Origin of the sequence: Chondromyces crocatus (assembly GCF_001189295.1) — a bacterium.
Classification (GTDB): Bacteria; Myxococcota_A; Polyangia; order Polyangiales; family Polyangiaceae; genus Chondromyces; species Chondromyces crocatus.
Genome location: NZ_CP012159.1, coordinates 6368988 through 6390505 on the forward strand (window position 1 = coordinate 6368988; position 21518 = coordinate 6390505).

General features: G+C 70.0%; 10 protein-coding genes. 3 read left to right on the forward strand and 7 right to left on the reverse strand.

The genetic code is table 11. The annotated features are described in order from the left end of the window. Positions 1-66 precede the first annotated feature (66 nt). From CMC5_RS23365 to CMC5_RS23375, 3 genes are all read right to left on the reverse strand, one after another. The gene (locus CMC5_RS23365; RefSeq protein ID WP_050432493.1) at positions 67-4569 is read right to left on the reverse strand and encodes a Kelch repeat-containing protein; all 4503 of its coding nucleotides are present in this window, start codon (positions 4567-4569) and stop codon (positions 67-69) included. An 81-nt stretch (positions 4570-4650) separates the two neighbouring features. After that, complete coding sequence (locus CMC5_RS23370) at positions 4651-9273, reverse strand: Kelch repeat-containing protein (protein ID WP_169796631.1); 4623 nt, start codon at positions 9271-9273, stop codon at positions 4651-4653. 333 nt (positions 9274-9606) lie between these two features. Then, positions 9607-10542, reverse strand: a complete 936-nt coding sequence (locus tag CMC5_RS23375; protein ID WP_050432495.1) for an NAD-dependent epimerase/dehydratase family protein — start codon at positions 10540-10542, stop codon at positions 9607-9609. Between the two features lie 210 nt (positions 10543-10752). Here CMC5_RS23375 and CMC5_RS23380 point away from each other — a divergent pair, with 210 nt between their 5' ends. Together CMC5_RS23380 and CMC5_RS23390 are read left to right on the forward strand one after the other, a co-directional pair. After that, positions 10753-11607, forward strand: a complete 855-nt coding sequence (locus tag CMC5_RS23380; protein ID WP_156338819.1) for a hypothetical protein — start codon at positions 10753-10755, stop codon at positions 11605-11607. Between the two features lie 1425 nt (positions 11608-13032). After that, the gene (locus CMC5_RS23390) at positions 13033-15384 is read left to right on the forward strand and encodes a heavy metal translocating P-type ATPase (RefSeq protein WP_050432498.1); all 2352 of its coding nucleotides are present in this window, start codon (positions 13033-13035) and stop codon (positions 15382-15384) included. A 10-nt stretch (positions 15385-15394) separates the two neighbouring features. Here the strand turns inward: CMC5_RS23390 and CMC5_RS23395 are convergent, their stop codons facing one another. Then, a complete protein-coding gene (locus CMC5_RS23395; protein ID WP_050432499.1) occupies positions 15395-16156 on the reverse strand; it encodes a CmcI family methyltransferase in 762 nt (253 codons plus the stop codon). A 12-nt stretch (positions 16157-16168) separates the two neighbouring features. Further along, positions 16169-17029: a cupin-like domain-containing protein gene (locus CMC5_RS23400; protein ID WP_050432500.1), complete on the reverse strand. Its 861-nt coding sequence runs from the start codon at positions 17027-17029 to the stop codon at positions 16169-16171. A 293-nt stretch (positions 17030-17322) separates the two neighbouring features. Between CMC5_RS23400 and CMC5_RS23405 the strand changes: the two genes are divergently transcribed. Further along, on the forward strand, positions 17323-18801 hold the full coding sequence (locus CMC5_RS23405; protein ID WP_050432501.1) for a bifunctional metallophosphatase/5'-nucleotidase: 1479 nt from the start codon (positions 17323-17325) through the stop codon (positions 18799-18801). Positions 18802-18892: 91 nt separating this feature from the next. Here the strand turns inward: CMC5_RS23405 and CMC5_RS23410 are convergent, their stop codons facing one another. Then, the gene (locus CMC5_RS23410) at positions 18893-19771 is read right to left on the reverse strand and encodes a PEP/pyruvate-binding domain-containing protein (protein ID WP_050432502.1); all 879 of its coding nucleotides are present in this window, start codon (positions 19769-19771) and stop codon (positions 18893-18895) included. A 20-nt stretch (positions 19772-19791) separates the two neighbouring features. Then, the gene (cmdF, locus tag CMC5_RS23415) at positions 19792-21387 is read right to left on the reverse strand and encodes a tyrosine 2,3-aminomutase (RefSeq protein ID WP_050432503.1); all 1596 of its coding nucleotides are present in this window, start codon (positions 21385-21387) and stop codon (positions 19792-19794) included. Positions 21388-21518 lie beyond the last annotated feature (131 nt).

Below are 21518 nucleotides of genomic sequence, written 5' to 3' on the forward strand. Positions count from 1 at the left end.
GACAGGGCGAGGTCTGCGAACGGAAGTCGGATTGCAAGCCCGGTCACGAGTGCGTCGGCGATGCCTTCAAGGCCGTGAAGCCGGTGTGTCGCAAGTCGTGCGACAAGCATGACGACTGCCCGAAGGGGCGCTGTGAAGAGCTGCTTCGGGGGCGAGGCAAGGTCTGTCAGTGAGATGCGCCCCCCGGCGCAGGGAGACGATGGGCGGTGGTGAACCGGGGAGGTTCAGTTCCACGTCCGTCGTCGCTCCGTTCGGGGGCTGAACGGTTCGTCGGCGCCCTCGTCGCAAGGTCAGCAGACCCGCGAGCAAGCACCATGGCCAGGTGGTTGGCATCTCGGACGACCAGCTGATCTCGCAGAACTGAATGATCGTGTGCCCACTCGGCGAAGAGGGGGAGCCGGGGCCATCCTCGTCAGGTCCCTGCCCCCCTGCCCCCGAGCTGGAAGCACCACCCGCACCACTGGTGCTGCTGCTCGAAGCGCCGCCCGCGCCGCTGGTGCTGCTGCTCGAAGCGCCACCCGCGCCGCTGGCTCCAGCCCCGCCACTGCCGCTGACGCTCCCGCTGCCGCCCGCCCCCTGACTGGCCGCCCCCGCCCCCCCATCGCCTCCAGCGCCACCGTTGCCCCCGGCCCCACCGCTGGCTCCCGCACCTCCACTGCCCCCGGCCCCACCACTGCCGCTGGCGCCGCCGCTGCCACCGACGCCCTGGCTCACGCCCCCGGCCCCACCACTCCCCGCGCCTGGTCCTCCCACGGCGACACAGACGCTCTCGCTGCACACCCCTTCGCCCGCGAACACGCCACCGGGCACGTAGATCCACGCCTCGTTCGTGCCGCACGACGCAGCGGACGACGACGTGCACCCCCCCGCGATCAGCACACGCCCATCCGCGAGCCGCGTCGTGCTGTGGAGGTACACCCCTCGCACCAGCGGCGGATCCATGGGCCACGTGGTGCTCGTCTCGTCGTACCGCTCGACGGCCACGGGCGGCGCCGTGTCGAACCCCTCGCTGCCCATCACCAGGACCGTCCCGTCCGCGAGCAGCGCGGCGCCTTGCCCCGAGCGCTGGGTGCTCAGCGGCGTCGTGATGGTGAACGTGTTCGTGGCCGGATCGAACACCTCCGCCCTGCGGCGCGTGGTCGTCGACGTCCCCCCGCCCAGGACCAGCACCTTCCCGCTGGGAAGCCGCGTCGCCGTGGGGTTGCTGCGCGCAACGTCGGTGCTGCCCACCACCTGCCAGGTGGCGGTGACCGGATCGTAGGCCTCGTGGTTGCTCACGCTCGCCCCGAGCACCAGCACCCGCCCGTCCAGCAAGGGGACCGCCAGGATCCCGTCCGCGCGGAGCTTCGGTGTCCCGATCGTCCAGGCGTTGGTGGTCGGATCGTAGCGCTCCACCACGGTCGTGCTCGGCGTCCCTCCGGCGACCAGCACCTCGCCGCTCGAAAGCAACGTGGCCGCATGACGGCTGCGCGCCACGCTCATCGACGGGACGACGCTCCAGGTGTTGCTCACCGGATCGTACCGCTCCGCGGTCGCCGTCTGTGCCTGACCCAGACCCCCGGTGACCAGCACCGTCCCGTCGGGCAGCCGCGTCGCCGTGTGGAGACCACGCGCCGTCGTCAGCGCGCCGGCCGACGACCACGTGTCGGTCACCGGATCGTACCGCTCCGCCGAGGCCAGGTAGCTCGCGCCGGACCAGCTCCCGTTCACCGGGAAGCCTGCGCCCACGACGAGCACCGTCCCGTCCAGCAGCTCCGTGGCCGTGTGGTACACGCGCCCCTCGGAGAGCGACGCGGCGGGTAGCCAGCCGCTCGAGGTGGGATCGGCGCAAGGTGTCCCGTCCGGGCGACTCACGGCCGCCTGGCACACGCCGTTCCCTGGCGTGCACGACGCGACGAGGCAGCTCCGCTCGACCGGGCAGACCTTGGGATCCGCGCCGCTGCACTGCCCGTCCAGGCAGATGTCGGACAGCGTGCAGGCATTCCCGTCGCTGCAGCTCGCCCCGTCGTCCTTCGGTGTCTCGGAGCAGCTCCCGGTGGCCGGATTGCAGGCCGCGATCTGGCAGGTGCTGGACGGCGTGCAGGGCACCGCCGTTCCCGTGCAGACACCGCCCAGGCACCGGTCCGTGTGCGTGCAGAGGGAGCCATCGTCGCAGGCCGTCCCGCCCCCCAGGGGCGCGTGGACGCAGAGCCCCGTCGTCGGATTGCACTGCGCGAGATCGCACCCGCTGGCCGGCGTGCAGGTCACCGGGGTGCCGCCCACGCATGCGCCGCCCGTGCAGGTGTCCACCTGCGTGCACGCGTCGCCATCGTCGCAGGGCGTGCCATCCCCCACGGGCGCTCCCGTGCACACCCCGCCCGCGCACACGTCGGCCACGGTGCAGCCCGTCCCATCGTCGCAGCTCGCGCCGTCGGCCACGGGCATCCCCACACACGCGCCTGCGTCGCAGGTGTCGGCCTCCGTGCAGCCGTTGCCATCGTCGCAGCTCGGCCCCGAGATGGGCGCGCACACCCCGTTCACCGCCGCTCCCGCCGCGACCGAGCACGCCTCGCAGGGACCCTCGCAGACCGTGTCACAGCAGACCCCGTCCACGCAGGCCGCTCCGGCGCAGTCGCCCGACGATGCGCACGGCGTCCCAGGATCCACGAGCGTCATGACCTCGGCCTGGCTGGACGGGGTCAGCTGCATGGCCGGCGCGCTCGCGTAGCCGCCCGTCACGAGCACCTTCCCGCTCGCGAGCAGGGTGGCGGTGTGCATGCTGTGCGGCGCGTTCAGCACCGGACCGAGCGACCACCCGCCGGTCACCGGGTCGAAGATCTCGGTCCGGCGCAGCATGTCGTAGAAGCGCTCTGGCTGGCAGGACGCCGTGCCGCAGGGCTTGGAGACGTACTCGTGCCCGCCGCTCAGCAGGATCCTCCCATCGGGCAGCGTCACCGCGCGGCGGCCACGGATGCCGTAGGTGTTGTACGGCAAGAGGTTCCAGGAGCCGACGACGCCAGGCGCGCTGGCCCAGAGCCCCGTGCTCGGGCTGTAGATCTCCGCCTCGTTCGCGGCGCCGATCCAGACGCTGCCCACCACGAGCACCCGCCCGTCGGGGAGCAGCGCGGCCGCATGATCCTGGGTGTGGGGTCGCTGCGGCGGGCTGACGATCGCCCAGGTGTCGCTCCCCGGATCGTACCGCTCGGCGGCGGCCTGAGAGACGGAGAGCTGCCCCCCGACGATCAGGACCCTCCCGTCCGCGAGCCGCGTCGCCGAGTGCGCGCCCCGGCGGGTGTGCGTGGCGACCTCCGGACTCCAGGTGTCGGTCGTCGGATCGTAGATCTGGCTCATCGACACGGTGGGCGAGCCGCTCGTGGTGTCGCCGCCCACGACGAGCACCCGACCATCCAGGAGCACGGTGGCCGTGTGCTGTCGCCGCCCCCGCGCCATCGGCGCCGCGACCGCCCAGGCGTTCGTGGCCGGATCGTAGACCTCCGCCGAGGCGAAGAGGCTGGCACCGTTCCGCCCCCCGACGACGAGCACCCGCCCGTCCAGGAGCCGCACCGCGGTGTGCCGGGTGCGCTGCGTGCCCATCGCGGGCGCCGTCGACCAGGTGTGATCCGTGGGATGGAAGAAGCGCGCCGTCGACAGGCCCGGCGCCACGAGCGACGACTCCGCGTCCACCTGCCAGTCGGACACGATCGTCCGCTCCCCACCGGCGACGAGCACCCGCCCGTCCGGGAGCTCCGTGGCCGTGTGGTAGCTCAGCGCTTCGTCCATCGCCCCGACGACGACCCAGCTCGGATCGACCAGCACTGGCACCCCGACCGCGCCGCGCACGAACAGCTCGATGCGCTCTCCGCGTGCCGCGAGCCGCACCTCGACCGGCCGCCCACCCACCGCCACCGCCTCGGGCGCGTCCACCCGCAGCCGCGGCACCCCGAGCGCATCCAGCACCTCGACCCCTGCACCGCGCTGCCGCAGCTCGGCCCCGTCCACCTCCCAGACGGCTGCCGGGCGCCCTTCCGACACCCCGTGCTCGAAGAGCAGCCACTCCTCGACACCGCCTGCCGTCACGGCCCAGAACGAAGCGCCCCCCTCGCGCGGGTACACCACGGCGCCGCCCACGAGCGCGCCGTCTCCCGCCGCGCCGCCCTCACGGACCTGCGCATCGAATCCCGGCAGCGTGAAGCGAAGCGCGCCTTCCCCCCGCCCGGGCAAGGTCACCTGCAGCCGGCCCTCCGCCCTGCCCGCCATCGCCTCGCGGGCGATCACCTCGCCGTTCGCCTCACCCGCCGTGGGCCCTGTGCGGGACGCGCCCCCCGCCACGAACCCCTCCGGCGTCGCCGCGAACGCGATGGCCCCATCGAGGACGCGCGGCGCTTGCTCCGGGAACCGCGCCCGCAGCTCGGCCCCTCGATCCGGCCATCGCTCCGACGGCTCGGAGGACCGGCCAGCAGTGCCACAGCCACCCAGCACGAGCAGCGCCCCGAGCGACAGGAGCGCCCATGGGAAGAGCCACGCCGGGACCGAGCGACCCCCACCTCCGTCCGACCTCTGGCCGCCAGATCTGGAACCTCGTCCGAACATGCTGCCCTCCACGGCGCGCTTCTGCGCGCTCCCGCTGCACCTGCGCACGCTCCCTCTCGGAGGGTTCCCTCCCCCGTCCGTTCAGCCCGTGCCGTCCGTTCGCGTCGCCGCGCCAGCCAATGGTCCCATGAAACGTCGGGAAACGCTGCGCCCGGAGCGCGCCGAGGTCGCTTCCTGAACACCCGGCGTGCGGATCGACGGGGTGCGTTGGCGCGACCTGATGGATCGACGTCGTGGCGCCATCCGGAGCTGGCTCCTCTCGGTGCGATGCCTCCGACGGAGGGTCAGCAGCCCTGCGAGCACACACCAGGGCCAGATGCCTGCGATCCCGGAAGAACGACCGACACCGCAGAACCGGATGATCGTGTGTCCCCCCTCCGGTGAGACGGCAGCGTCTTCCTCGTCGGTCCCCTGACCCCCTGTCCCCGTGGTGGTCGCGCCGCTGCTGCTGGTCGCGCCGCCGACGCCACTCGTGCCGCTGCTGCTGGTCGCGCCACCGACGCCACTCGTGCTGCTGGTGGTCGCACCACCGACGCCACTCGTGCTGCTGGTGGTCGCACCACCGACGCCACTCGTGCTGCTGGTGGTCGCACCACCGACGCCACTCGTGCTGCTGCTGGTGGTCGCGCCACCGGTTCCACTCGTGCTCACGTCACCACCAGCTCCGCCACCCGCGGCAGTTCCTCCTGTCCCAGCTCCAGCTCCACCCCCCGTCGCGCCACTGCCTCCCCCGTCCGCACCATGGCCACCGGCGCCACCCGGACCACCGCTTCCACCAGCCCCGCCACCTGCGCCGACCCCATGGCTTCCCCCGACGCCTTCACCACCACCACTGCCCCCCGAACCACCGCTCCCCCCCGATCCAGACCCGCCCCCAGCGACGCAGACGCTCTGGCTGCACACCCCTTCCCCGGCGAACACGCTGCCCGGCTCGTAGATCCACGCCTCGTTCGTGCCGCACGACGACGTACAGCCGCCGACGATCAGCACCCGCCCATCGGCGAGTCGCGTCGTCGTGTGGCGGTAGACCCCTTTCTCCAGGGGCGCGTCCGGACGCCACTTGTTGCTCGCTTCATCGTAGCGCTCGGTGATCCTCGAGAGGGTCAGATTGGCCCCTCGCCCGCCCATCACCAGCACCGTCCCGTCCTGCAGCAGTGCAGCCCCGTGTTCGGAGCGCAGCCCGAGCATCGAAGACGTCTCGTTGAAGCCTTTCGTCACCGGATTGAGCAGCCAGCCCTCCCTGCCCCCATTGGTGATGAGATCGCTGCCCAGAACGAGGACCTTGCCGCTCGGGAGCCGTGTCGCGGTGGGCTTGGGGAGGATGCGCGCCATGCCGGTCTGAGCCCACGTGTCCGCGACCGGGTCGTAGATGTCGTACGGGGCGCGCGCCGCGTTGACCACCAGGACCCGGCCATCCAGCAGCGGGACGGCGAGGCATCCGACATCGAAGTGATTCGATGAGGCGAGCGCCCAGGTGCCCGTCACCGGATCGAACAGCTCCAGATGGCTCGTGTGCGGCTTCCCTCCGACGACGAACACCTTCTCGTTCGGCAGCAGCGTGGCGGCGTGCTGGCCGCGCGCCACGTTCATGGACGTGACGACGCTCCAGGTGTTGCTCCCCGGATCGTACCGCTCTGCCGTCGCCGTCTGCGAGGCGCCCCGGCCCCCGGCCACCAGCACCGTCCCGTCGGGCAACCGCGTGGCCGTGTGGAGCCCTCGTGCCGTCGTCAGGGTCCCGGCCGACGACCACGTGTCGGTCACGGGATCGTACCGCTCTGCCGACGCCAGGTACGTCGCGCCGGTCCACACGGTCTCGCTCACCGGGAAGCCAGCGCCCACGACCAGCACCGTCCCATCCAGAAGCTCCGTCGCCGTGTGGTACACGCGGCCCTCGGCCATCGGCGCGACGGGCACCCACCGGCTCGACGTCGGGTCGGGACAGGGCGACCCGTCAGGGCGGAAAACCGGCTGCGCGCACCCCCCGCTCGGCGAGATGCAGGGCGCGACGAGACAGCTCCTCGCCACCGGACAGACCTTCGGCTCCCCGCCGCCGCACACCCCGTCGAGGCAGGTGTCGACCAGCGTGCAGCCGTCGCCGTCGTTGCAGCTCTCGCCGTCGTCCCTCGGCGCCTCGACGCAGCCCCCCGTGCCCGGATCGCAGGTCGCGATCTGGCAGGTGCTGGACGGTGTGCAGGTCACCGCCGTCCCCGCGCAGACCCCTCCCTGGCACTCGTCCGTGTGGGTGCAGAGGACGCCATCGTCACACGGCGTCCCTCCCGCGGCGGGCACATGCATGCAAAGCCCGGTCGCAGGGTGGCACCGCGCGACGTCGCAGTCTCCGGTCGACGTGCAGACCACCGGCGCGCCGCCCACGCACGCGCCCCCCGAGCAGGTGTCCACCTGCGTACACGCATCGCCATCGTCGCAGGGCGTCCCCTCCAGGACGGGCGCCCCCGTGCACACCCCGCCTGCGCACACGTCGCCCGCCGTGCAGCTCGTCCCATCGTCGCAGGCCACCCCGTCGGCCACGGGCGCCCCCACGCACGCCCCCGCGTCGCACGTGTCGGCCTGCGTGCAGCCGTTCCCATCGTCGCAAGGGGGGCCGGAGATCGGCGCGCACACCCCATCGATCATGGCCCCTGCTGCGACCGAGCACGCCTCGCAGGGCCCGGCACAGGTCGTGTCGCAGCAGACCCCATCCACACAGGCGGCGCCCGCGCAATCACTCGCCGCCGCGCAGGGCGTACCCGGATCGACGAGCGCCAGGAGCTCGACCCGGTTGGAGGGGATGAGCCGCAGGTTCGGCGCGCTCGAGTAGCCTCCCGTCACGAGCACCTTCCCGCTCGCGAGCAAGGTGGCGGTGTGCATGCCGTGCGGCGCGCTCATCGCCGGACCGAGCGACCACCCCAGGGTCGCCGGATCGAAGACCTCGGTCCGGCTCAGCCTGTCGTAGAAGGTGGTTTTTTCGCACGACGCCGTGCCGCAGTTCCTGAAGACGTACTCTTGCCCGCCGGTCAGCAGGAGCTTCCCGCCGGGCAAGGTCACCGCAGGGCGGCCGCGGATGCCGTACGTGGTGAAGCCTGAAGCGAGGTTCCAGGAACCGACGGAGCCAGGGGCATCGGTCCAGGTCCCCGCGACCGGATCGTAGATCTCCGCCTCGCTCCAGCTCGGGTCCCAGTAACGGTCGCCGCCCACCACGAGCACCCGACCATCGGGAAGCAGCGTTGCGGAGTGGCCCCCTTCGTGAGAACGCTGCGGCCTGCTGACGACCGTCCAGGTGTCGCCCGCAGGGTCGTAGACCTCGGCGGAGGCGGCGAAGACGCCGACGTATCCCCCGACGACCAGGACCTTCCCGTCCGCGAGCCGCGTCGCCGTGTGAGCGTGTCGATACGTGTTCGCAGCGGTCTCGGGGCTCCAGGTGTCGGTCGACGGATCGTAGACCTGGCTGCTCGTGTTGAGGGGTCTGTTGAGCCAGTTCGACCCCCCCGCCACGAGCACCCGTCCATCCTGGAGCAAGGTGGCGGAGTGGTGACGTCTCGTCGACGCCATGGGGGCAACGACCTTCCAGGCATTCGTGGCCGGATCGTAGATCTCCGCCGAGGCATAGAAGCGGTCACCGCTCCGCCCACCCACCACGAGCACCCGACCATCCAGGAGCAAGGTGGCGGTATGCCGGGTGCGCTGCGTGCTCATCGAAGGCGCAGCCGACCACCCCTGGTCCTCGGGATGGAAGAAGCGCACCGTCGACAGGCCTGCCGTCCGGTCCTCCGTGAACTCGGAATTCGGATGGCCATTCTGGATCGTCTGCTGCTCTCCGCCGGCGACGAGCACCCGCCCGTCCGGGAGCTCCGTGGCCGTGTGGAAGGCTCGCGCCTGGTCCATCGCCCCGACGACGACCCAGCTCGGATCGACCAGCACCGGCACCCCGGCCGCGCCGCGCACGAACAGCTCGATGCGCTCCCCGCGCGCCGCGAGCCGCACGTCGACCGGCCGCCCTCCCACGGCCACCGCTTCGGGCGCATCCACCCTCAGCCGAGGTGCTCCGAGCGCGTCCAGCACCTCGATCCCTGCGCCACGCTGCCGCAGCGAGGCCCCCTCCACCTCCCAGACCGCCGCCGGGGTCCCTTCCTTCACCCCTTGCTCGAAGAGCAGCCACTCCTCGACGCCTCCTGCCGTCACGGCCCAGAACGACGCGCCCCCTTCGCGCGGGTACACCACGGCGCTGCCCACGAGTGCGCCCTCTCCCGTCGCTCCGACCTCGCGGACCTTCGCCTCGAAGGCTGGCAGCGTGAAGCGAAGCGCCCCTTCTCCACGCCCGGGTAACGTCACCCGTAGCCCTTCTCTCGCGCCGTCCGCCATCCCCTCGATCCCTGGCACCTCCCCCGCCGCGTCACGCCCGGTGGTCACCGCCAAGGGCGCGTTCCAGGTCACGAACCCTTCCGGCGACACACTGAACGCGGCGGCAGCGTCCAGGATGCGCGGTGCGTGCTCCGGGAACCGTGCCCGCAGATCGGCGCCTCGATCAGGTCCTCGATCCGAGCCTCGTTCGGACGGCTCGCGCTGCGGCTCGGACGTGCCGCACCCACCCAGCGCGAGCAGCGCTCCGAGCATCAGCCGCGCATACGGGGCGATCCGTGGCGTGACCGAGCGATCGTACCCTCCGTCCGCCCCGTCACTGCCTGGCCTGCAACGCCGACCCATCATGCTGACCTCCACGGCACGCGGTGACTCGCCACCAGGGCGCTGTGCACGCTCCCGGACCTCTGGTGCGCGCCACCGCCCGTTCATTCACCGGGGCGGGACGCACCTCCTGGTCGTGCGTCGCCGGTCCGCGCTCGGTGGCCTCCTCGTCGCGCCTGGCGCAGCGCGTAACCCGGCGGCCCCACGCCGTCCGCATCGCTGGACGGGTTCACCGTGGCGCGGAGGGATCCGAAGCTGCCTCGGATCCGACCGATCCCGCCAGGGGCTTGTGCGTGTTCGGCGCGTCCTGCACGCTCTCCAACGACAGGCCGGTTCGAACCATGCCGGGCGCGAGGTTCATCCTCTGCGTCCATGGTGCATGGTGCCGAGCTGCCGGCATGGTCCTCTGAAGGCTTCGATGAGCTTCGCCAGCCCCGCCTCGATCGACACCTGGGCTTCCCAGCCGAGGATCTCCTTCGCTCGCTGCGGGGAGCCGTGAAAGTGCGATACGTCGAAGTCGCGGGGCGCCGCCTCGACCACCTCGGCCCCCGTCCCGGCGAGGGTCACGGCGAGCCTGGCCAGCGCGCCGAGCGTCGTGGGGATGCCCGTGACCAGGTGCACCGGCGGGAGCTTGCCCTCTCCCCCCTCCAGCGCCGCGACGAGGCCCACGAGCCCGCGCACCGTATCGCTCAGATGCGTGAAGTCGAACGTGTTGCCGGCGCCGTCCACGCGCAGTTGCCCACGGAGGAGCGCCGCGCGTGCGAACGCCGGGACGACCCGATCGGGGTGATCTTCGGGGCTCCCGTAGACGTTGGAGAGGCGGACCACGGCCGTGCGCAGTCCGGCTTCCCTGACCTCCTCGAGCAGGCGCTCCCCCATGACCTTCGAGCGGCCGTAGACGTTCAACGGGGCGAGCGGTGCGTCCTCGGAGACCGGCACGTCGCGGGGTTGCCCGTAGACTTCTCGGCTGCTCGCGAACAGCACCCAGGGTCGATGCTGGGCCCCGAGGGCGGCGGTGAGCACGTTCCCCGTGCCACCCACGTTCGTCTCCCAGCACCCCTGCGGATCCTGCTCGCCCCAGATCACCCGCGACACGGCGGCGAGATGCACGACCCCCACGCAGTCCCTCATCCGTTCCCGGACGGTCTCCAGCACGCGGACATCGCCCTGTCCGATTCCTGCTCTCGCCCGGAGGTCGAGCCCGCGGATCTCGAAGCCAGACGCGACGAGCGACTGCCCCAGCGCGCGGCCGATCAGTCCTTCGGAACCCGTGATGAGGAGAGGCCGACCCACGCCTCACCGCTACCACACGAACCCGGCGCCACGCAGTGGCCGCGCTCACGCCGCGTGGAGAGCGTGCTGGGACGCGGCTCCCTCGTGTATGCGGCGAGAACTTTGGCTAGTGTTCAATCGGGGAGTCGCGCGCCCTCGCATCGAAGTCGGATCGATCCCGCGCGCGTTCCCTGCGCACCCATTCAACCTCAAGCGACCCGTCAAAGGACCATGCGCTCCAAATCCCTTTCTTTCGTGGCAGCAGCAGCGTTGCTCTTCACCGTTTCGTGCAGCACCGTCCGGGAGACTCGCCCCCTTGCTTATGGGGGCGAGGACGGTGCCTTCACCATCGCTCCGATCGAGAACATCCTGATCCAGCGTGGCTACACGCCCTCCTGTCGCGCGCGGGAGTGGTGCAAGTTTTCCCAGAACGCCGACGTGACCATCCACTTCAAGGTGAAGGGCACCAAGGTCGTGCTGGCGGTCGACGTCTCGAAGAAGCTCCCCGAAGCCAAGCGTGCGGAGCTGAACGACGCCGGCATGAAGCTCGGCCAGGAGATCTTCGAGGAAGCGAACGCCAAGGCCATGGCCTCGGAGCAGGCCAAGGCGGACGCGAAGAAGGCAGAGGACGCGCGCGCGGCGCAGAACAAGCCGGCCCCCTCCGAAGACAAGGGGGGCGGGTTCCTCGGAGCGCTGTCCTCGGCGCTGAACTCTGGCGTGAGCGTGAGCGGTGGTGCATCCGGCGGCTCCGGGATGCCGAGCATGCCGAGCATGCCGACGATGCCGAGCATGCCGACCGTGGGAGGAGCGCAAAGCTCTTCTGGAGCCAGAGCGGGAAATGCGGGGGGCGGGTCCAGCTCCGGCTCCAGCTCCGGGTCCAGCTCGGCCTCGTGCTGCATCAACAAGGCCTTCTACGAGTGCCCCTCGGTCGCCGCCGTGAACAAGTGCTCGGGCAATTTCATGGCGTGCATGTCGAAGTGTGGCTTCGGCGGCGATTTCAGCTGCGCGGAGGCATGCCAGAAGGATCACCCGATGGATCCGTCGGACTGCCGCCGGGACACGTCCCGCGACGGCACCTGCGGCTGAAGCGCAGACACGAACCAGGGACGGATGGTGACGGAGGGCCTCTGTGCGACGCCACGAGTTCGGCCCTCACTCCTTCCCCATCTCGACGGCGCATGCCTTCTCGACGATGCATGAGAGCGACAGCCTGGAGGCTCAGGCGCGCGCTCTCCCTTCACCGTATGCGCGTGGACGGATCGAGCCTGGATTTCAGGCGCCCGCGGACCTCTGAGCGCCCAAAATCGCACATGACGAGCGCGTTATATAAAGTGTTCGTTATATAGTGCGGCCGTTAAACTCGCAGACGCCGCTTCGCAGTCCCTGTCGTCTCGCCTCTGAGACGCACACCAGAACCGAACCGCTTTCATGGGTCCGGCTGAGCGAGAGAGGGTGGGATGACAGCAACCCAGGTCCCGCCTCGTGCAGGGGCGCTGCGCCAACGCGGTTGGCCCATCATCTGGTTGTTTGGCAAACAATTGTTCATGCTTCCCCCAGCACGAGGTCGTGCTTCCCCCAGCACGAGGTCGTGCTTCCCCAAGCACGTGGACGTGCTTCCCCAAGCACGTGGACGTGCTTCCCCAAGCACGAGGACGTGCTTCCCCAAGCACGAGGACGTGCTTCCCCCAGCACGAGGTCGTGCTTCCCCAAGCACGAGGTCGTGCTTCCCCCAGCACGAGGTCGTGCTTCCCCCAGCACGAGGTCGTGCTTCCCCAAGCACGAGGTCGTGCTTCCCCAAGCACGAGGTCGTGCTTCCCCCAGCACGAGGTCGTGCTTCCCCAAGCACGAGGTCGTGCTTCCCCCAGCACGAGGTCGTGCTTCCCCCAGCACGAGGTCGTGCTTCCCCCAGCACGAGGTCGTGCTTCCCCCAGCACGAAGGCGTGCTTCCCCAAACACGAGGTCGTGCTTCCCCCAGCACGAGGTCGTGCTTCCCCCAGCACGTGGACGTGCTTCCCCAGCACGTGGACGTGCTTCCCCCAGCACGTGGACGTGCTTCCCCGAGCACGAAGGCGTGCTTCCCCCAGCACGTGGACGTGCTTCCCCGAGCACGAAGGCGTGCTTCCCCCAGCACGAAGGCGTGCTTCCCCCAGCACGTGGACGTGCTTCCCCCAGCACGAAGGCGTGCTTCCCCGAGCACGTGGACGTGCTTCCCCGAGCACGAAGGCGTGCTTCCCCCAGCACGTGGACGTGCTTCCCCCAGCACGAAGGCGCACTTCCCCGAGCACATCGACGTGCTCGAGGAAGCACGCCCTCGACGGCTCGACCTCGACGCTGGGGCCCTGTGACTGGACAGTGTCGCGCGCCCGCTGCTAGCCTTCCTCCCGATGAGTAGCCACCCACGCTCCACCGGGTTTTGCCGAGCGTTCGGGTGAAGAAGACGCCTTCGGGGGGCAGGTCTGCGCTGGCGGCGCGCTGTACGGATGGCGACCGGTCCAAGCCTGGGATTTGACGATGATCTCGTTCCGTTTCCTGATCGACGCAGGTCGCGCCGCGGTCGACGAGCTGGACCAGCTCGCCGACCAGGTGGTGGTCCTCAGCGACACGCGCTTGAAGCCGCTCCGAAAGGGCGCGGTGGCGGCGGGGAGCGTCGCCGTCGCCGAAGCCGAAGCGCCCGTGAATGGCAGGAGCGCCGCGCCGGTGAACGGCAAGACAACGGTGATCGAGCAGCTCGACGGGTTTGCCGACCACCTGGTGTTCCTCCACCAGCAGCACGTGACCCCCGTGCTCGACCGCACCGTCGAGGCCACCGGGCAGACGGTGGACGAGGTCCGGGAGACCTTGCACCAGAAGGCATCCGAGATCGACGAGCGCTACCAGCGGTTCATGCGCGACCGCTTCGACCCCCTCTTCGGGCGCTCGCGCAGCGAGCAGCTCGACGAGATGGCCTCGGAGGGGGTCACCATCAGCCCCCGCGAGCGCTGGCTGAACCGGCGCATCGCGTTCTCCACGGCGACCCTCGGCGCGGTGATCGTGGGGACCACGGTCTTCCCCCCGTCCCTGGTCGTCACCATTCCCCTCGCCTTCAGCCTCATGTTCCCGATCTACGGGATCGCCGTCCGCGCGTTGAAGGAGCGGAAGGTCAACTACCACGTCCTCAGCGCGGTCAACGTGACCGGCATCTGGCTCGGCGGGTTCTATGCGCCGGCGACGCTCTCGGCGCTGCTCTATTACCTGGGCGAGAAGCTCCTGGTGATCACCCAGGATCGCTCGCACAAGGGGCTGATCCAGGTCTTCTCCAAGCAGCCGCTCTCGGTGTGGCTACTGGTGGACGACGACGAGATCGAGGTCCCCTTCGACCAGATCCTGCCCGGGGACGTGATCGTCGTCGGCGCTGGACAGTTCATGCCGGTGGACGGCGAGGTGCTCGAAGGCGTGGCGTCGATCGATCAGCAGATGCTGACCGGCGAGGCGCAGCCGATCGAGAAGACCGTGGGCTCGCTGGTGTACGCCTCGACGGTGGTGCTGTCGGGCAAGGTCCACGTGCGCGTGGACAAGGCGGGCCGGGACACGGTGGCCGCCAACATCGGCGAGGTGCTGAACCGGACGGCCAGCTACCAGGCCTCCCTCCAGTCCAAGGGGACGATGCTGGCGCATGCGTGCGCGCCGCCGACGCTGGCCCTGGGGGGCCTCGCCTGGGCGGTGTTCGGCGGGGAGAGCGCGCTGGCGGTGCTGAACTCGTCGTTCGGCGTCAACGTGCGCATCACGGCGCCGATCGCGATGCTGAACCTGCTCAACATCGCGTCCCGCAACGCGATCCTGGTGAAGGACGGGCGCTCGCTGGAGCTGCTCCACGACGTGGACACGGTCGTGTTCGACAAGACGGGGACGCTCACTACTGGCGAGCCGAGCGTCGCCGCGATCCGCGGTCTGAACGGGCTCGGCGAGAACGAGCTGCTCACCCTGGCGGCAGCCGCGGAGCACCGGCAGAGCCACCCCATCGCGCGCGCGATCGTGGCCGAAGCCGCCGCGCGCGGGCTCTCTCTGCCGCAGATCGAGGACGCCCACTACGAGCTGGGCTACGGCATCAAGGTCACGATCGGGGAGAAGCTCGTGCGGGTGGGCAGCGACCGCTTCATGGGCCTGGAGGGCATCGAGGTGCCCCCCGAGGTCCAGGCGCGTCAGGAAGCGTCGCACCAGCACGGTCACTCGATGGTTCTGGTGGCCGTGGACGGGCAGCTCGCGGGCACGATCGAGCTCCAGCCGACGATCCGGCCCGAGGCCGCGTCGGTGATCCGGGCCTTGCACGCGCGCGGCCTCCAGGTGTCGATCATCTCCGGCGATCAGGAGGAGCCGACGCGCCGGCTGGCCGAGCAGCTCGGGCTCGATCGCTACTTTGCCAACGTGCTGCCGGAGGGCAAGGCGGACCTCGTGGAGCAGCTCCAGGCGGAAGGGCGCGCGGTGTGCTTCGTCGGCGATGGGATCAACGACTCCATCGCGCTGAAGAAGGCGAACGTGTCGGTCTCCTTGCGCGGTGCCACGACGGTGGCGACCGACACGGCGCAGGTGGTGTTGATGGATCAGAGCCTGGAGAAGCTGACGAAGCTCTTCGAGCTGGCCGAGGAGATGGACAAGGTCTTGAAGGCGGGGTTCGTGGTGGGGGTCGTGCCCGGCGTGATCAACATCGCCGGGGTCTTCCTCCTGCACTGGGGGCTCTACCAGGCGATCCTGTTCGCCCCCATCGGGCTCCTGGCAAGCCTCGGCGTCGGCGCCTACCCGCTGCTGAAGCACCGGAACGAGCTGCGCGCGACCGATGGGGCCCAGAAGGCGCCGCTTCCTCCGGAGCCGAGCGGTCCGCACGCCTGAGCCGCTGGGATCAGCCCATCTTGCGCAGCCAGCCGTTGGGCGCGCAGGTCAGGTTGTAGCCGAAGTTGTCGGTGTAGCTGGTGTCGACGAGGTAGTTCAAAGCGTCCACCGTCTGGCCGATCTCCTCGTACCGCTCGCTCTTGAAGTCCGAGGTGATGTCCTCGATGACGTAGTAGTCGCCCTCCTTCGCGAAACCGTCGAGGTAGCGGAGGACATTGCAGACGTTGGCGTGGGCGTCGTCGACGACGAGCCACGGGTGCGGGAGGCGCTCGAAGAGGCTCGCGTCGAGGGACGTGAGATCGTTGAGATCGGCGCGATGGAACGTGAGGGACGGGTGCTCGGCGCGGGGGCTGACCAGCTCGGCGAAGCGCTCGAAGGAGTGGACGACCCCGCCGTGGTGGAGGAGCGAGAGCTGGTCGGCGAACCAGAGGGCGCTGCCGCCGTGGAACGAGCCGAGCTCGATGATCGTCCTCGGCTTCAGCTCCCAGAGGAGCAGCGAGTAGAGGTGGAGGTCGAACGGCGTCTTGCAGTTGAAGATGCCCTTGTAGTGGTGCCCGGCGCGGTACGTGCCGGTGAGGGTGACCGACCAGACGTCGGAAGGGTGGCAGCGGCGTTCGCGATCGAGGTAGCGGACGAAGCGTGACGGTGCGGCGTCGGCGGCGTCGGCGGCGTCGTGGATGTTCTTGAGGTGCTGCACCCACCCGCGCTCGCCCAGGGGGTGCTCGCGGAGGGCCTCGAAGAACTCGCGGTGGTAGAGGTGGTCTCTGGCCATGGCTCGGGCCGCCTAGAGGCGCGCCATCCCTTTCATGAGGTTGCTCCAGGCGCCGCCCCAGCTGCGACTCCGCAGCCACAGGTCCAGCGCCGCCACGTTCTTGCCGTAGGAGGCGAGGGTTCGCCCTTCGAAGCCGGCCTTGCGGAAGCGGATGGCCATCCCGCACGACGGCTCGGTGTACTCCACGAGGTGCCAGTACCGGGCGGGCATGTAGAGGACCTCGCCGGCGACGAGGCGGCACTGGTGGCCTTCCAGCCGTTGCAGGCGAGGAAACTGCTCGAAGTCCGGCTGATCCAGGGCGACGGAGGCCTGGGGTCGCATCGGGTACTTGTAGAGGTTGCGCGACTGGGCCGGGGCGAAGAGGCGGATCTCGCGGGCGCCGTGGGCCTGGACGAGGAAGATGTGCGCGAAGTCGACGTCGAAGTGGAGCGGGACCACGCCCCCCGAGGCGCTGGCGAAGAACAGGCTGCGGGACTGCTCGAGCGACGGGGGGCGGATGGCGTCGAGGCCGAGCCGCTGGCAGATGTCGTCCCGGCCTTCGAGCTGCGCGAGCGAGGCGCCCATGATCCGCATCGCCTGACCGGCGGTGAAGTGGCGGCCGAAGTACTCGGCGATGGAGACCTCGTGAAGCCAGCCCATCGGGTCGTGGTCGGAGGCGCCCTCGTGGTTGCAGATCCGGACGCGGTTCTCCCCCCAGCGCGAGACGATGCTCTCCGGCGTCCACGCGGCGAGATCGAGGTCGAGGCCGGTCAAGATCACCGGCTCCTTGCGCTCGAACCACCGGACGAAGTGGCGTGTCTCCTTGGCGGGCAGGCGCTCGATGTCCCGCACCTTGACCCAGCTGCCCGCGCTCGCCGATGTCGCCGTTTCCACCCGCGCACTCCCCGGGCACCCCGGTCCGGCGAGGGTCCTCCTCGCCATGGCGCCCGCGCGGCGGGAGGGTAGTCGACCGTTTCCTGGCGTACGAAGAAAATCAAAACGCCGCTCACCAGGCCACCGCACCTCCTGGCGTCTCGAGCGTCGTGATCACGGCATCGCGTCACGGCAATTCCTGTGGGGTGGCATCCAGTACGTCTGTACTCTGGGTCACCCCAGACCAGGGGGTTCGGGGGTTCGTGTAGCGTCTGGGTGAGAACGCTCACCCGACCGAGAGGAGGCGAGCGACCATGACGCAGCAAGCAGCACCAGCGGATGCCATCACGCTTCTCGTCGTCGATTCGGAGGAAGAGGTCCGCGGCGCAGGCGTGGATCACGTCGTCGATTTCACGGTGATCCAGCTCAATGACGTCTACGAGGCGGCGCCGGTGGAGGGGGGTCGCTACGGCGGCCTCGCGCGTGTGGCGACGCTGCGCAAGCAGCTCGAAGCGGAGAACCCCAACCTGCTGATGGTGATGGTCGGGGACTTTCTGGCGCCTTCGGTCATCTCGGCGACGACCGGCGACGCCGGGCAGCACATGATCGAGGCGCTGAACGCCGCGGGGCTCACCCATGCGGCGGTGGGGAACCACGAGTTCGATCTGACCGAGGACGACTTCCTGCTTCGGGTCGAGGAGAGCCGGTTCAGGTGGGTGGTCTCCAACGTCAAGAATGCAGCGGGGCAGCCGTACGCGAACGTCCACGAGCACGACGTGGTGAAGTTCACGAACGCGAGCGGGGAAGCGGTGCGGGTGGCCCTGCTCGGGGTGTGCATCGACATGGTGAAGAAGCCGTGGGTCCAGTACCAGGACCCCATCGAGACGGCGCGCGCGAAGGTGAACGCGCTCGCGAACCAGGCGGACGTGTTCCTGGCGCTGACCCACCTGACCCTCGATCACGACAAGCAGCTCGGGATCGAGGTGCCGCGCCTCGACGTGCTCCTCGGGGGCCACGAGCACGAGGCCGCGAAGGCCATCGTGGGGGCCGATGCGACCCCGATCTACAAGGCCGACTCGAACGCCCGCAGCGCGTTCGTCCACCACTTCCGGTTCGATACGCAGACGCGCGTGACCAAGCTGTTCTCGCGGCTGGTGCACATCGACGCGAGCTTCGCAGACGAGCCGGAGACGGCAGCGGCGGTCGATCGGTGGGTGAACATCACGCTCGATACGCTCCGCGCGCAGGGGTACGACCCGGACGAGGTGGTGGGGTACGCGCCCGAGCCGCTCATCGGCTACGAGGCCGACGTGCGGAGCCGGGTGACCAACCTGACGAAGCTGATCATCGAGACGTTCCTCGCCGAGGTGCCCCAGGCCGACGTGGCGATCTTGCCTTCGGGCCTGGTGCGCATCGACGGGATCATCCCGGAAGGCGACATCACCTACTTCGACGTGGTGCGGATCTTTCCGATCGGGGGCCGGTTGAGCTTCCTCAACATGCCCGGGCCGATGCTGCGCACCTTGCTCCAGGTGGGCGATGGGGCCGCGGGGACGGGGGCCCATCAGCTCCGAGCCAACATCGATCCCGATGGGAACGGGGGCTGGTGGATCAAGGGGGAGCCGTTCGACGAGAACAGGACGTACAAGGTGGTGTTCTCGGAGGTCCCGGCGTCGGCGTTCGCGTACGCGCCGTTCAAGGGGACGGGGACGACGAAGATCTACGACACGCGCGAGATGCGGGCGGTCCTGGCGGATCGCTTGCGCCAGGATCTGCGCAAGGACCGCGCGTGAGCAGAGGGCCCCGGGGCGGGTGACGGAGGCCTCATGCCGCTCGATACCGCCGCTTCCACGCGCGGTGGGCGGACATCGAGGCCTTCTCGGCTCAGGACCGGGGGCGCTGGCCTTCGGCTCGGAGGGTGGTGATCGGGCGGCACTGGAGCAGGTAGAGCTGCCCGTCCCGGTAAGCGCACTCGATGTCGACCGGCTTGCCCGCCGCTTCTTCGAGGCGGAGGGCGAGCTGGGCGAGCTGCTGGACGAGGGGCTCGTCGAGGCTCGGCCGGGTGCGCAAGGTCCGCGGGACAGGGACCTCGCGCGTGCCGCCCTCGCAGAGGACGGTCATGTTCTGCTTCTCGCCGGTGTGGGCCCGGAGGAGCGACAGGTCGGGCTTGCGCAGGATCCAGGTGTCCGGGGTGGTCGAGCCACCGACGATGCTCTCGCCGAGGCCGAAGCTCGCGTTGATCACGATCTCGTCGGTGGCGCCCGAGGTGGGGTTCGCGGAGAACACGACCGCGGCGGTGTCGGCAGGGATGAGCTGCTGGACGAGCACGGCGATGCCTGCGCCGGTCAGGCCGCGCTGGGTACGGTATGCGGCCACGCGCGGGTCGGCGGCAGCAGCGTGGCAGCGGGCGATGGCATCGAGGATGGCGTCGAGGCCGCGCACGTTGAGGAAGGTGGTGTAGATGCCCGCAAAGGAGGCGCCGGCACCGTCCTCGTCGACCGCGGAGGAGCGGACGGCGACGTTGGGCTCGGGGGTGCCGCAGCGCGCGCCGAGGGCGGCGTAGGCGTCGGCGACGAGCCCTCGAAGGGCTTCGGGGAAGGGCTCGGCCGCGATCTCGGGGAAATGGGCCAGGGCCTCTGCGGTCACGCAGAAGCCCGGTGGGACCTGGTGATGGGCCGTCCACCGGCCGAGGCCCGAGGCCTTGCCTCCGACGAGCGCCGGATCGTCGCATCCGGGCTCGTCCAGCCAGAGGATCGCACGCATCGGCCCTTCCCCTGCCCGGCTCAGGATGACGCGGTCGTCGCCGCGAGGTCGAGATGCGTGACGAGGTGGGCGCGGAACCCGTCGCCGCCGACGAACGCGCGCACCGTCTGGAAGAGCTCGAAGATGGGCGAGTCGTCCTGGTACAGCGGCACCGAGCGGGACAGCTCGCCGTGCAGCTCGCGGATGGGGGGGCTGAAGCGCTCGTTGCCGAGGATGTGGCCGGCCTGGTTGCACGCGGCGATCAGGGTCGAGACGATGGTGCCGACGTTCTCGCAGAGGCGCAGGCTCTTGCGGGCGCTCGTCGTGCCCATGCTCACGACGTCCTGGTTCGAGCCGTTGGACGGGAGCGACTTGATCGACGAGGGGGCCGCGAGGTCGAGGTTCTCCGAGGCGATGCTGGTCGCCAGGTACTGGCCCCCCTCGAAGCCGCACAGGAGGCCGCTGTGGGCCGAGGCGAGGAAGGGCGGGAGCTTGCCGTTGATGTTGGGATCGACGAGGCGGTTGAGCTGGCGCTCGGCGAGCACGCCGATCTCGGTCACGGCGATGTTCAGGTAGTCGCAGGCCATGGCGACGTACTGGCCGTGGAAGTTGGCGCCGTGGAACGTCTGCTCCGGCACGTCGAAGATGAGGGGGTTGTCGTTGGTGGAGTTCAGCTCCTCCTCGATGAGCTTGCGGGCGAAGTCGAGGGTGTCGAGGACCGGGCCGAGGATCTGGGGCACGGCGCGCAGCGTGTAGGCGTCCTGCAGGTAGACCCCGGTGTCGACGACGTCGTTGCCGACGCCGCTCCGGGCGACCATCTCCTTCATGAGGTCCTGGTGGTCGCTGGTGAGCTGGCTGCCGGCGAGGAGCTTGCGGATCTCGCGGGCGACGATCACCTGGCCGCTGTGGTTCTTGGGGAGGTGCCCGCGCTCCTCGAAGGGCCCCGTGGAGCCGCCGAGGCACTGGACGAAGTCCGCGGTCGCGAGGAGCGCGAGGCGGAAGAGGTGGTACGCGCGGCCGAGGGCGACGCACGCGGCGCCCGTCATGGCCGAGGTGCCGTTGATCAGGGTGAGCCCACCCTTGAAGCCGAGCTCCAGGGGCTTGAGGCCCTCTTCCCGCAGGACGTCGCCGGTCTTCCTGACCTGGCCCTTGAACGAGACGGTGCCTTCGCCGATGAGGGCCAGGGCGATGTGAGAGAGGGGCGAGAGGTCGCCGCTGGCGCCGAGGGAGCCTTGCTGCGGGATGACCGGGTGGATGCCGCGGTTGATGAACTCGGCGAGGAGCTTCACCGTCTCCACGCTGGCGCCCGAGTAGCCTTTCATGAGGCAGTTGAGGCGGGCGAGCATGATGGCGCGGACGACATCGTCGGCGAAGGGTTCGCCGCCGCCGGCCGCGTGGCTGCGGATCAGGTTCTCCTGCAGCTCGCGCTTGTGCTGCCTGGGGATCATGACGGGCACGAGTTCACCGAAGCCGGTGTTCACGCCGTAGATCGGGTGCTGGGCCTCTCCCCAGGCCTGCGTGCGCTCGTGCGCGACCGCCACCCGCTCGAGCTGGGACGGGTCCAGTTCGACCGTCGCGCGTTTCATGCAGACGTCAGCGACGTCGTAGATGGACAGGTTGGAGCCAGTGATTTTCATGCAGTACTTCTCTCGCCCGTGTCAGCTCAGTCGTTCTCGGATCAATCCTGGCGCGCGTCCAGGGAGAGGCTCCCGGGACATGCGCGCCTCGCGCCGCGATCGGTGATGAGGAGCGTCTCCCCCCTCGCTCC